Genomic DNA, 13376 nt, shown 5'->3' with positions numbered 1-13376 from the left:
ACCGATAAACAGTATTACTATTCTTACTGCATTGTTCATAACAACATCCCTTCAATTTACAATAAAACAATTCATTATAGTATTTGTGGATACTAAGAAACTGTCAATGACAAACTGAAACCCGAGAAAGAAGGAGAATCGGGTCTGCATACGAACATGACCTGTTCTGATTCCAGCCATTGCATTACTGCGTATTATATTAAGCAGGTTAATGTGCTCGGGGCGGGACCGGAAGCCCTGCATCATGAAAGGATCGATCCATCATAAAACATATGCTTGAAGTACTTGCGCTGACAGTACTGGTACTGTTTCTTCCTTTTTCGATTGGTGTTGCTGAGGGTGTTGAAGGGGTGGAAGAGGTCACCCGCCCGGAGGCGTGGACAGAGATGAGCCATGACAGAACCGCCAGACCGGATTATGACCTGGTCTTTCCACAGAATTCGGTAAACAGGCTGGACATCGTTTTCGATCCGGGGGAATGGCAGATCATGATGGATGACATGGCTGAAATTTGTGGCGAGTTCGGCAAGATGACGTATTCGTCTGAGGGAGACAGATCACCTCCACCTCGTCCGTCAGATGGCCCCCCTCATAGTTTCGGTAATGTACCTTTACCTCCACCAGAGATGTCTTTCCCGGTAGGGGCCGGTCCGGGAGGCGCCGGCGGCCACAGATTGAGTATCGGAGGGGACCGCAACCCTGTCTGGGTGCAGGCCACCATCCTATTCAACGGCATGGAATGGACACATGTGGGTGTCCGATTCAAGGGTAATTCGTCTCTGGCCATTACATGGGGAGATGGTGTCATGAAGCTTCCCATCAAGCTGGACTTTGATGAGTTTGAGGGCGAATATCCTGAGGTGCGGGATCAGAGGTTCTTCGGTTTCCGGCAACTGACTCTTTCCAGTAACTTCATGGATTCCTCTCTGCTAAGGGAGAAAGTGACCGCTGATATTTTCAGGGCAGCCGGTGTCCCTGCGCCTCACACTGCCTTTTACAGGCTCTACGTCGATAACGGCAGCGGTCCGGTGTATTTTGGACTCTACACCATGGTAGAGGTGGTTGACGACACTGTCATAGAGGAGCAGTTCACCGATGACGGTGGTAATGTTTACAAACCTGAGGGGCGGGGAGCAACCTTCGCGGAGGGGGCTTTCGCAGAAGTAGAATTTGACAAGGAGACCAACAGAGCGGAGGGGGACTGGAACGACATACTCCGTCTGTTCGATGCAATCCACTCTGAATTGCGGACTATCGACGCACCTGCCTGGCGGCGGGAACTGGAGAGTGTATTCGACGTTGACGGATTCCTTCTGTGGCTGGCAGTGAACGTAATTGTTCAGAACTGGGATACTTACGGGAGGTCACCACACAACTATTACCTTTATAACGACCCTGCTACAGGTCTGCTTACATGGATACCATGGGACAACAACATGGCTCTCCGATCGGACAAAGGCCTGATGCCGGTGCTGACACTTGATCTGGAGGATGTTGACCGGAACTGGCCTCTGATACGGTACTTCATGGACGACCCGGTCTACAGGGAAAAGTACATGGAGAATCTGGAGCATGTGCTGGAGACCGTATTCGATCCTGAAGATATGAAGGTCAGGTACCTGTATTTCCACGATATGATTAGCCAGTTTGTTACAGGGGAGAACGGTGAGTTGTCCGGTTATTCGCTGCTTGAGTGTACCGATGAATTCGATGAGGCCCTGGAGGAACTTGTGGATCATGTAAGACGGAGAAACCTCGAAGTAGATGCATTCCTCCGGCTTTAGTTACCGATTGTGCTATACAGGCTCGACAGGTGCGTAAACCTCTGTAAGAACCAGCATGTCTGGTGGCGGCATAAAGACCACCCGGAATCTCACCGATGCTGACATAGCTGTTTTCCGGAAGTTCGATATTCTCCCTGATTCTGGATTTTTTGCTCTTGCGCAGGCTATCCATAACTACCTCTCTACTGTTACAAAAATATACCCTCTTTTTGTAACATATGTTCAGTGTCATAGAAGATTTACATTAATGAATTCAAACTTGCTGCTGCGTCATCAGCGCGAAAGGAATATCTTCATCGCCTGTTATAGCCACACCCGGTTCCTCTCCATTGTAGCGGACCCAGTCGGAACCGGGTATTGATGGGGCGATTATTCCTGATACTCCCGCATCCGTTAACCTGAAAAAGATCGTTACCAGACGAATCTCATACCCAGGCAGGTCTCTCCTTTGAGAGGTTTGATCGGTTGAGTGTCATGAAGGTAATGTCTGAGAAACAGCGCGAGGTCACACCTGCCGAAACGGTGGTTCGCGTATACCTCACCCAGATGCCTGCTGCTTCCGCTACCGTCAACATGAAAGTAGAAATCTGAGTGCCAGAGGGTGCCGTATACTATACGTCTTGCTGATAGCAGGGGAAAATTCAGTTCTCCATGAAGAGACCAGTTCAGGATGTGCCCGATCTGGAAAGATCCGCCTCTGGGGCGGTAGAAACCAATGTTAACTTTGTAGTGAGGGATATATCCGGCTGGAAGGAAGATCGTATTATCTTCCATTCGAATATCTACTTTATTCTCTATGGAAAGCTTCAGACCGCTGATGCGCAGGCTGCTGGAATCGGCAGAATCAGTATCGTTAAAACGATCGTGGTCAGCAAGGATAGAGAACAGAATGTTTTTGTAATCCACTCCTATAGTGCCGCGAATGTTCCAGTGTCCTCCACTGACTCTGAAAGCTGTACCGCTATCACTTCTTCCGGTGCCCAGGTAGGTTTCAATTGTAAGACCTGTCCCGAAATGGAAAGGTCCGTATTGAATCAATGTCAGATCGTCATCCACCCGCGAATATAAAAACCTGTCCTCATCCGGCTGAAAGAAGAATCTCGAATCTACATTGCCGCTGTTGCTCAGAGGATATGACAGACCCCAACCGGCTGTCAGGGAGAGGATCAGAAGGATCATAGCTCAGTTACACTCGCTTTCTATCAGCCGAATGGCAGAAAAGGTTGAAGGAAAGCTCGTACAGGAGAGCCATCTCCGGATTCTATCTTCAGGGGAAGACAGATAAGCAGATAATTCCCCGGACGAACATCTTCAAGTAGAAGATTTTCAAGTATGGGTACGGATGCGTTCAGTAGTATCTCATGAACCAGCGCCGAATCGGGAGCATCCACGGAAAGTGTATCGATACCAACCGTTTTTATTCCCCCGCTTACAGCCAGCTCTGCGGCGGGTGTGGTAAGGTACGAGTATTCCATCGTATTCCCGGGTTTTCGTGGCTCATTGATTGTTTTCAGAAGAAGTGCTTTGCCCTCCAGGGAAAGCTTTTCGATCAGGTCTTTACGGATGCGGCGCTTTCCTTCGCAGTCAACGACCACTGCGGGAAGAATAAGACGGGAAAGAGGAATATCGTTAACGAAAGCGCTGCGGGAGGCAAGGTGTGCCGGCGCATCTATATGAGTTCCGCAATGGCTGCTCATGGTGAGTTTTGATGTTCGGAAACCATGAACCACAGAAGATTCCTTCAGGAAACGGACGTCTCCGGGCCACGCGGGAGTATTCTCTGAAACAGGCATAGTAATATCGATCCAATCCTCTGGAGATATTCTGTATTCCATGAGTCAGCCTTTCAATTGAATTCCGGAAGGGCATTGATCGCTCAAGGGGCATTCATTGCAGAGCGGCTTCACCGGTCTGCATATATTCTGGCCGAATCTGACCATGATGTGGTTTATTCCCGTCCATTCTTCCTTCGGGAAAAGCTTCTGAAGAGCGAACTCGGTCTCCTCCGGAGTTTTTGTATCAACCAGCGCCAGTCTGTTTGAAATTCTGTGGACGTGGACATCAACGCAAATTGAAGGCTTGCCGAAGACCATGCCCATCACAAAATTCGCTGTTTTCCTTCCAACTCCGGGAAGGCTAAGCAGACCTTCCATTGTGTCGGGAACCTTGCTTTTGTAATCTCTTTGGAGAATCAGAGCTATTCTTTTCAGCTGTCCGGCTTTCTGCCTGTAAAATCCAGCCGGTCGAAGCAGCTGCTCAAGCTCCTCCTTTTTAATAACGATCATGGAGTCGATGTCAGGAGCTTTCTTCAGAACCTGACTGGAAACCTTTCTGGTGACGGCATCCCTTGTCCTGAGGCTGATAATGGTTGAAACAAGGACGGGAAAGGCTCTGCGTGATTCCACCATCGGGGCAGGGATTTCACTGGAAGTCAAAGAAATTTCCATCATGGTTAGAGTTTTAGATGGATTAAATCCAGACACTATTCCGTCCTGATGAAATCCAGCCCTGAATTACCTTTGGCATTCAGTTTCAGGGCGAGTTTACCTCTAAGGAGGGATATAAGGTCATTCCCGAGAGCTTCCTTGCGCCAGCCGGAGAGTTCTCTGAGAGAATAAAGCTCCTCATCTGTATTCGGTGGATTCTTCGCGAGGGCATTAATCAGGTCTTTTGAAAGAAGAAGCTCGGGAGAAATATTCAATCTGCATGATTCCTGTTTCAGGAATATGCGAAGTATATCCATTCGTGCTGAAACCCCTGGTTGCGAATGGTGTCTGGGAATTTTTGGAATCTCGCTGTCGGGAATCCTATCCGCATTCGAAATGACGTTAGTGATTTCATCACCCCATTTTGAAATGAAACCGCTTGAGATTCCCCTCAATCTGGAAAGGCTCCTTTTGTTTTCCGGGGCCAAAGTGGCGATGGCTCCCAGGACATAATCTTTGACGACGAAATTCCTGGGTTTGTTTACCTGTTTCGCCGCGTCTTCCCTCCATTTGATAAGAGCCCAGAGGATATGCAGCCTGTTGCCTCTTGTCTTCGACTTTGTTTTGATCTTACGGAAGAGCTTGTTTACTGAGTTGTTGTATGTTGACGGGTCTGTGAGTGTTTCCGCTTCCTCGCTGTACCAGCTATATCTGCCCATTGCTTTAAGCTGTTTTACCTGATTTCTATATATATCAAGCAGGTATCTGACATCATCCAGAGCGTATTCTATTTGATCGTTAGCCAGAGGCCTCAGTGACCAGTCACTGAGAGTATGACCTTTTTTTGGGTAAATGTCACATTCAGCTTTAACAAGCTTGAACAGGGCTATCTGCCTGGGGTGTCCCAGGAATGCCGCGGCAAGTTGAGTGTCGAATACGGAGGAGAATTCAATGTTAAGATGATGCATGAGAACATCTATATCATTTCTGGCTGAATGTATGACCTTAATCGGTGTTTCAGACTCAAATAGTCTGCCAAGGGGAGAAAGATCCTTAATTTCAAGAGGATCAATAGCTACGGGACCGTCCCGGCCAGCTATCTGAACAAGAAACAGATCTGGCCAGTATCTTCTTTCACCATGAAATTCGGTATCAACGGCAATAGCCTCTTCTTCTCCGAGTTTATCCGTTAATTTCGTCAGGTCTTCCTGTGTGCTTATCATCGATGTTCTGTACAAATCTCTCCCAATTCAAATTCTATCAGAGTGAAGTGGAATCAGATAATTCCGCTGAGCCTGTACTTCCAATAATGTCAATTTTCCCGTGAAAAGGGCAGTATACACCCTCAGGGGTTATTTCGTAATAGGAATAACCGTCGTCGGGACAGTGAAATCCACCCCTCTGGCTGAACGCGCCATTACTCCTCTCGTACATTTCCCCGAAACTGGATGGATACTCGTAACCGGCGGAAACATATTCACATACTACTTCAGCCAGGCTGTCTCTTCGGGCGCTGCAGGCAGAACCTTCGATATCAAGTCCAGTCCCAAGATGCCCATCGGAGCAGAACAGCTTTCCATTTTCAACGTAATAAGGGGAACCGCTCACCGGGCATAGATAATCCTCCAGGTCTTTTCCTTCGGCAATCGCGGTAATAACTGTTCCCTTCGCATACGAGGAGCAGAGGATGATAGCGTTGCCAAGAAGATTATCAAGAGAGGAGTCTCCCGATATTTTCCAGTTTCCATTGGATACTTCGCGGAGCCATAGAGTTCTTGAACCACCTTCTGCAAGTGAAACGGAAAGGGTAAACCCGCGATACTCATTTCTGCCTGCTCTAATGGTACAAGAGGCGGGTGTATCCTGAAGATGACCGAGAATACCGGGTGTCAGAAAACCCGCCAGGCTGTCCGAAAGAAAGGAGTACGCTTCCTCCTTTTCACCTGCAGCCAGGTGTTCCATATAATATTTCCCGGTATCGATCAGCTTTTTTCCAGTACTGTATTGCCGGGCCAAAAAGGCAGTAAGAACCAGTAGAAGAACAGCAACGAGAGAAAGGACTTTTTTCATTGTCTGCTTCCACCGGAAGAACCCGTTGATCCGGTGGAGAACAGGTCAGTAAAATCAAGACCCGTTCCGCTTATCATAAGCCCCCATTCTTTTGATGTGTTTTTCCCTCCGAGCCTGTAGAATACCTCTGCCGTAAGGTCAAGGCCTTCGTTGTTAATAGAAAAACCTGCTCTGAGATCCTGTTGGCTGAACGAGCTTCCGTTCTGGTCAGTCCAGATTTCATTAATCCAGGCCTCGGTTTCACCTCTTGTGGCTATCTCTCCGCCAAGCCTCAGACTGAGTTCAGGGTTGACCGGGAGAACAAAGAAACCATTCAGCCTCAGCTCGACAGGAGGCTTGGTTTCCGCAGAATCCTTTCTGCTTTCGAAGAGCCCATCCCATGCTGACAGGTAATATCTCAGCCCTGCTGTTGCTTCGATATTTATACCTGAACTATTCGAAATGGGACTAACCACTGTCATGGCGCCATCGAAGGCGAAATGCCTGTCACTTTCTGTATAATCTCCCGATTCAAGGAATCCCTTGAGAGGAATTCTGATAGCACCCCTGGCAAAAAGCCTTGGTTCTCTTGTAAGCCATCCATCGAGGGAAATCCACGGATCCGCAATTCCGATACCGGTGGCATCTCCAGGCCCCTGAAGCTGCATATAACCGGGGATGACCAGTGATATTGTATGACTGTTAGTTAATCCGTATCTGCCGAGAAACTGGAATCTGATTATTCCGATACTTGTACTGTATTCATACTCATCGCTGTTGCCAAGAGAATCAGTCTGCCAGTATTTGCTTGCTCCAAAATACCCGAATGCAACATCTCCATCGGCTTTCATCGCATGAAGTGCCTCTGTAAGGTTGTTGTAGTATAGAGGGTCGTATGCCAGCACAACACTGCCGGTGAGAAGAATGGTAAGCACCAGAATAGAATACTTATACATACAAAAGTTCCTTTCTCTGACTATTCTCCGCTTTCAAAACGAAGACAATACTAATTAACAGTTGACAAATACGGCCTATGCTTTTCTAATAGTATAATTGTTCTAACGCAAGTCATAATCAATATTGTACAAAACAAGAGGAGGTTACAATGAGAAACAGAGGTTTATTGATCCTAACGCTTTTATTAGTGACCGGATCAGCTTTCTCTCTACCCTCGATCATGGGTTTCAGAGGAGTAAGCAGAGTTGTTGATGCCAGGACCATCGGATCGAATCAGATGGCATTCAGCATTACCGCGAGGTATTGGAGCAGTTCGGACAAGTACGATGATCTTCATTACCGCCCGGCTGGAAGTACATCTGATACCATTTTAAGCGTGGAGGACTCCGAGCGTCTATCCCAGGGGTACTTTATTCTAGATTACGGTATTACAAGTTTCATGGAAATAGCCGCAAGAATCAGCTATGTAGCCACGTACTACGAGTTTGACCTTACACCACCAAGAAATGAGTCCATAGGCCAGTGGGACGGCGTCCACGGCATGGGAGACGTCATGCTTGGATACAAAGTTGGTTTTACCCCCACTCCATCCAGCGAAGTCCTCTGGCTCGGATTGGACAACTGGTTCTCATTCGCTCCATCGAGCAACCAGACCGTCGAGTGTGAAGAATACGACGGCAGATTCGACCAGGGAACCCCCATGTACACCATGCGCCAGCCCAGCCTGTCAACGGGGCATACGAGCTTGGGATTTGATGGGTTGATATCGGCCGATATGGCCAGTTTATGGCCGGGAACGCCAATTCGAATGCATGTCAATGTCGGGTACTCCAAGTACAAGCAGACTGTAACCTTGAATGATTACAGACTTCAGTTCGACAGTACCGGAAACAGAACAGAGGCGGATCCGGTTCTGGTAAGTTCGATTGTTGATGATAACGCTCTTGATTTTGGCATCGCTTTGGAATTTCCCACCGAATTCGCTGTTCTCTATACTGAATACTCCATGAAAAAGTATCTCGACAGAGACAACTACAATACAGTCGCGTACTTTACCCCCGGGATCCGCGTTTATTCCGGTGGCGGAGTTATTATGGACTTCTGTTTTAATATGGGTCTTACGACTTTCAGTCCGGAGTTCTTTGATTACGGACATGGCCTTTATCAGGATGGAAGCGTAGACATTGAGGACAGGAACCAGAGAGCTCCCCTCCCCGATGGAGGAACACAGGACTGGGGTGTTTCAGGAAGTATCGCTTTCTCAAGCGATCTGCTTGACAGAGGACCGGCTGTCACGACCGGAACAGTGTCCGGTATGATAACGGAGGAAGAAGAGGGAGAAGCCGTTGAGGCTACCGTATCCTTCCCTGGATCTGCTGTTGCTGATGTGGCTTCAGATCCCGAAACTGGATTCTACTCCGCCACACTTCCGGCTGGAAGTATTCCTGTAACGGTATCAGCTGCCGGTTACAAAGCAGCGTCGGCAACCGTAGTACTTGAAGCGGGTCAGGATGTAGTTGTTGACTTCAGTCTTGAACTGCAGGCTGGCCTTGGTCAGATTGCGGGAACCGTGACTGAATTCGAGAACGGTGACCCGCTGATGGCAACCATTTCGGTAATGCTTGACGATACTACCATATCATTCGAATCTACTGAAGATGGTATTTTCCAGTTTGATATTCCTGAAGGAACCTGGACAGTTAAAGCGGAAGCTGATGATTACAAAGCATCTTCTGACATAGTTGTAATAGAAGCTGATCAGACTGCGATAGTTGATTTCATCCTTAAGCCAGAACTGCAGACCGGACAGGTTATCTCATTTGATAACATCTACTTCGACAGTGGAAGCGCAAACATCAAACCCGAATCCTACTATATTCTTAACAACATGGTTGAGATTCTGAACGCTAACACGAACGCAGTTGTTCAGATAGCCGGACACACGGATTCGGACGGAAGCTCAAGTTACAACCAGACCCTCAGCGAACAGAGGGCGACATCAGTGTTCAATTACCTTGTGCAGCGGGGCGTGCCTGCGACCATGCTGACCACAATGGGATTTGGAGAGAACCAGCCTGTTGTTCCCAATACTTCCGCATCGAACAAAGCGATGAACAGAAGAATTGAGTTCACGGTTCTTTCTACCAGATAGCATCGTTACGGCAGGGGGCGGTTAATCCGCCCCCTGCCTTCTTCCAGGGCGGACGGTTCTAAAGGGGTCAGTTGGGAAGAGACAGATAATGCGAAAAGCTTCAGCATTGCGCATTCTTTCAATTATTCTTTTTCTATCTTCCACCCCTTTAATGTCCTTTCCATCTATATTCGGAATCAGAGGGTTCTACAGAACCGTTTCTGCTTATACACCCTCGGCTGGAAGCTATTCGTTCTTTATGTCGGCCCTTTATCAGCAAGCTCTTGTAAAGGATTCTCTGCGTTTCATAGATGAACCCGCAGGGGTGGACACGATGATATGCGTTGAGGATAGAGAGCACTATCTTGATGGAATGGCCGAATTTGGACTGGCTATAACGGATGATATTGAACTGGCTCTGACAATGAGCTACCTTGTAAACGCGTACCAGTACGATCAGGTTTTTATTCGCAGGGATTATGTAGGGATTATGGATATCATCTGGGGGCCGGGTGACGTAAGAGCGTCGGTGAAGTACGGAAGGGAGGTCAACCAGTGGATAACCGCGGGAGGTCTTCTATGGCTTGGTTTCCCATTGAGTTCAGCAAGCCCCGATACGGTTGGAGACGCGGACGGCTACTGGAATACAGGTGACCTCCGTATTCAGGTGCGAAGGCCTTTTCTATCCACCGGGAAGGGTTCATGGGGATTTCTTGCTCTGGCCTCATCGGAATACGGCATGTTCGAGGGAAATATCAACCTGGGTTATTCGCGCTACAGGCAGGAATACGCGGATTCAATTCTTGGAGTTGTGAATCAGAGTGACGGAGCCGTGGATTTTGGTATTGGGTTGGGGTTGAATTCCCCTCTGGCTACACTGTTCGTAGAGTATTCCATTAAAAGTTTTACTTCCAGAAAAGGCTATACCGGTTACTCTGCTCCCTCAAGATTCTCAGGAGGAATCAGGATATTTGATGAATCCGGAGCGTACCTTGATGTAGTTGGTGAACTCGGGCTTACCGATTATGACAGGGAAGAGAGCGATCCCCACAGTACAGGGAATCTCCCCGTACCTGAAGGGATTCCCGGTGACTGGGGAGTGATGATGGCTCTGGGATTCGATACCCATTTCAGCAGATTTACAGGAGACAACGATACCGGTATAGGATCTGTAGTTGGAACGGTAGTTGACTCGGAGACCGGTCATTCATTGTCAGGTCTTGTTTCCTTTCCGGGCAACCCGATATCCCCCACGATATCGGATTCAATAACCGGGTTTTTCAGCGCACCGGTAACCACAGGAACTTTAGTGGTAAGGGTGGAGGCAGATGGATACGTTCCGTCATCGGCCACTCTGATAGTATCCGAAGGTCAGACCGTGGCCAGAGATTTTCAACTTTCATCCTCTTCTTCAGAGGGAAGCGTCATAGGTACTGTATCGGACAGCAATACAGGGCTTCCGGTAGCAGCAGAGGTCCTGGTTGAGGGTATCAATATTTCAACTGTTTCCTCAGCTTCCGGCACATTCAGCCTGAGCCTTCCCGGGGGAGCATGGGCTCTCCGAACATCTGCTGACGGTTTTCTCGATGGAATAAGAACGGTTTCAGTGACGGCAGGGCAGACAACAACTGTGGATTTCTCCCTGAATCCTGGTCTTGAAAGTGGTGAAATACTGAGTTTTTCCAATATCTACTTCGAAAGCGGCAGCTCCAGCATCCAGACTTCTTCCTATTCTGTGCTTGATGAAATGGTGGAGCTTCTTTCGTACGATTCAGAAGTCTGCGTTCAGATAGTTGGATACACAGATTCGGACGGCAGTTCATCCTTCAACCAGGGCCTGAGCCAAAGAAGGGCTCAGAGCGTGATGAATTACCTTATCCGGAGCGGAATAGCAGATTACAGGCTATCTACAATGGGAATGGGAGAATCTCAACCGGTAGCTTCCAACTCAACCCGGCAGGGCAAGGCGCAGAACCGCAGGATAGAGTTCAGAATTCTTTAGGTCATTATGAATTGACAAAACATTTTCCCGCTGATAGTATAAAAGCGAAAAGTTATAAAAACACTGCTCAATCGGGAGGGGAATCATGTTAAGTAGAAATCCGGTCCAGAACTTCATTAGAAATTTCATACGATTGCTCATTCTTTTGCCGCTCTGGCTTCTGCTGGTGTGGCCGGATCTTGCAGGATGGAAGACCCAGCTGGATTCAATGTTCATCTGGATGGCCGTAAAGACGATTGCTTTGCTGTGGATCTCCAACGTTTTCGCGAAAATGTTTTTCATTATTCCCGAATGGCAGAGAATAGTGCTTTTGAGATTGGGGAAATCAGTCGGAGCAAGGGGGCCTGGTCTTATCGTGGTGCCTCCCTTTATTTATTCCTGTGCCAGGACGATAGATGTTCGAATAACCACCTATGAGGTCAAAGCGACGAAGACGCTGACAAAGGACAATATTCCCATCGATGTTACAGCGGCAGTTGAACTTGAAGTAGAGGATCCGGAGAAAGCCGCAATCGCAGTTCAGAACTACTGGAAGACCACTGAATGGGCATCCATGGAAGCCCTGAAGAGTACAATCGGCGGGAACGACCTCCGGCCACTTCTCAGCGAAACCGAGCGTATCGCATCCGATCTGAAAAAGATCATCGACACAGCGGCCGTTGATTACGGTGTGAATGTCAGAGCAGTTCGTATTACCGATGTGGGAACACCAAGTTCATTGATCGAGGAACTTGCGGTTATTGCCCGTGCGGAGCGGTCAGCCGCAGCGAAGAAGATACAGGCTGAGGCGGAGCAAGTTGTAGCCGTATCTCTGGAAAAGGCTTCAAGGTTGCTGGCTAATCAGCCCAATGCCATGGAATTAAGGCAGATACAGGCTCTGCTTGATATCTCAAAGGAAGAAAGCGCCATGGTAATCGTATATCCCATGAACAGCCAGATGGGGCAGCAGATTGCGTCTGCCACCGCGGGCAACCAGGCGAGAGAATTGAAAACGAAACCGACTGTGTATTCGACGGAAGAATAGAAAAAAAGCCAGCCTACTCCTCTACGGATGGTTTGATGCCGGTCCTTTTCCATTCAAGGAATTGATGCAGTATCACGCTGTGATCAAAGGCGATATCATCAGGAAGGTCAAAAGGTGAGAATACCGCCGCCTTTGCGGCGTCATCCCCGCCGACCGGCTCTCCGTCCGCTCTGCAGTAATAAACCACACTCACGGTATCTCCCCTGGGGTCCCGCCAGGGTTTTGAATAGACATGGAAGATGCTTATAACCTCGATATTGAGAGAGGTCTCCTCAAGGGCCTCCCTCCGAACCGCATGCGCCAGGCTTTCCCCCGGATCGACAAAACCTCCGGGGATAGCCCACCCCATAGGAGGGTACTTTCTTTCAACAAGGACTATATTCCTGTCTGGAAATTCTATTATAGCGTCAACGGTCAAAAGCGGTGTTACTGGTCTCATGGCATCTCCGATTGTTACGTTTGGAACAAATAGTTTATGCAACGTATATATACGAACCGGATCGAATGAGAACACCTTTTGAAAGGACAAAAATGAAGAAGTACATGATAATACTGATAATTGCGGGATTAATAACCGGAGCGTGCGGTGATTCCGATAGCACACCTCCGCAAAACGGTAACGGCCAGCAGCAGGATGCGTCAGGAGAACTCATTTGGTTTGTTGACGATTTCGATGCAGCCAGTGCCGAAGCGGAATCATCGGGCAGACCTCTTCTTATCGACATGTACGCAGACTGGTGCGGTCCCTGTGTAACCCTCGGTGAACAGTATTTCACCAGTGATGAAATGTATCCTATCCTTTCCAATTTCGTTCTTCTCAGGCTGGATGTGGACAATCCTGATGTAGCCCCGTATGCGCAGCAATACAATGTTTCAGCAATACCGTGTGTTGTGATAGCAAAGGCAGATGGATCGGAGATAGACCGGATAGTAGGCACCACTTCTACAATAGCTGAATATATCAGAGCCCTGGAAGACGTTTACCGGCAAATCTAATTCGCGT

The 13376-nt window shown here is 48.3% G+C and carries 12 protein-coding genes; 5 read left to right on the top strand and 7 right to left on the bottom strand.

The features are described from left to right. The first annotated feature begins 272 nt into the window (after window positions 1–272). On the top strand, window positions 273–1784 hold the full coding sequence (locus tag K8S15_12390; GenBank protein ID MCD4776834.1) for a CotH kinase family protein: 1512 nt from the start codon (window positions 273–275) through the stop codon (window positions 1782–1784). Window positions 1785–2195: 411 nt separating this feature from the next. Here the strand turns inward: K8S15_12390 and K8S15_12385 are convergent, their stop codons facing one another. The 6 genes from K8S15_12385 to K8S15_12360 are packed head-to-tail and all read right to left on the bottom strand — an operon-like array spanning window position 2196 to window position 7215. Then, the gene (locus K8S15_12385; protein ID MCD4776833.1) at window positions 2196–2963 is read right to left on the bottom strand and encodes a hypothetical protein; all 768 of its coding nucleotides are present in this window, start codon (window positions 2961–2963) and stop codon (window positions 2196–2198) included. Between the two features lie 23 nt (window positions 2964–2986). Then, the gene (locus K8S15_12380; GenBank protein MCD4776832.1) at window positions 2987–3619 is read right to left on the bottom strand and encodes a cyclase family protein; all 633 of its coding nucleotides are present in this window, start codon (window positions 3617–3619) and stop codon (window positions 2987–2989) included. A gap of 3 nt (window positions 3620–3622) precedes the next feature. Continuing rightward, window positions 3623–4267 carry an endonuclease III gene (locus K8S15_12375; protein ID MCD4776831.1) on the bottom strand — a complete coding sequence of 215 codons (645 nt, stop codon included), beginning with the start codon at window positions 4265–4267 and terminating at the stop codon, window positions 3623–3625. Next, window positions 4267–5448: a ribonuclease D gene (locus tag K8S15_12370; GenBank protein ID MCD4776830.1), complete on the bottom strand. Its 1182-nt coding sequence runs from the start codon at window positions 5446–5448 to the stop codon at window positions 4267–4269. The genes K8S15_12375 and K8S15_12370 overlap by 1 nt, the downstream gene beginning before the upstream one ends. Before the next feature lie 22 nt (window positions 5449–5470). Further along, window positions 5471–6280 carry a hypothetical protein gene (locus tag K8S15_12365; GenBank protein ID MCD4776829.1) on the bottom strand — a complete coding sequence of 270 codons (810 nt, stop codon included), beginning with the start codon at window positions 6278–6280 and terminating at the stop codon, window positions 5471–5473. Next, window positions 6277–7215: a hypothetical protein gene (locus tag K8S15_12360; protein ID MCD4776828.1), complete on the bottom strand. Its 939-nt coding sequence runs from the start codon at window positions 7213–7215 to the stop codon at window positions 6277–6279. Before K8S15_12360 ends, K8S15_12365 begins: the two co-directional genes overlap by 4 nt. Before the next feature lie 149 nt (window positions 7216–7364). Here K8S15_12360 and K8S15_12355 point away from each other — a divergent pair, with 149 nt between their 5' ends. The 3 genes from K8S15_12355 to K8S15_12345 all read left to right on the top strand — a co-directional run bounded on the left by K8S15_12355 (window position 7365) and on the right by K8S15_12345 (window position 12373). After that, window positions 7365–9368, top strand: coding sequence for an OmpA family protein (locus K8S15_12355; GenBank protein MCD4776827.1), 2004 nt, complete (start codon window positions 7365–7367; stop codon window positions 9366–9368). An 88-nt stretch (window positions 9369–9456) separates the two neighbouring features. Next, the gene (locus tag K8S15_12350; GenBank protein ID MCD4776826.1) at window positions 9457–11349 is read left to right on the top strand and encodes an OmpA family protein; all 1893 of its coding nucleotides are present in this window, start codon (window positions 9457–9459) and stop codon (window positions 11347–11349) included. Window positions 11350–11434: 85 nt separating this feature from the next. Continuing rightward, window positions 11435–12373 carry a hypothetical protein gene (locus K8S15_12345; protein ID MCD4776825.1) on the top strand — a complete coding sequence of 313 codons (939 nt, stop codon included), beginning with the start codon at window positions 11435–11437 and terminating at the stop codon, window positions 12371–12373. 13 nt (window positions 12374–12386) lie between these two features. Here the strand turns inward: K8S15_12345 and K8S15_12340 are convergent, their stop codons facing one another. Further along, window positions 12387–12812: an NUDIX hydrolase gene (locus K8S15_12340; GenBank protein ID MCD4776824.1), complete on the bottom strand. Its 426-nt coding sequence runs from the start codon at window positions 12810–12812 to the stop codon at window positions 12387–12389. Window positions 12813–12904: 92 nt separating this feature from the next. Here K8S15_12340 and K8S15_12335 point away from each other — a divergent pair, with 92 nt between their 5' ends. Next, window positions 12905–13369, top strand: coding sequence for a thioredoxin family protein (locus K8S15_12335; protein MCD4776823.1), 465 nt, complete (start codon window positions 12905–12907; stop codon window positions 13367–13369). Window positions 13370–13376 lie beyond the last annotated feature (7 nt).

The sequence above is a fragment of the Candidatus Aegiribacteria sp. genome (genome assembly GCA_021108005.1).
GTDB lineage: Bacteria > Fermentibacterota > Fermentibacteria > Fermentibacterales > JCC-6 > Aegiribacteria.
Note: the sequence above shows the minus strand (reverse complement) of the source record. Positions and strands in the feature narration are given on the sequence as shown.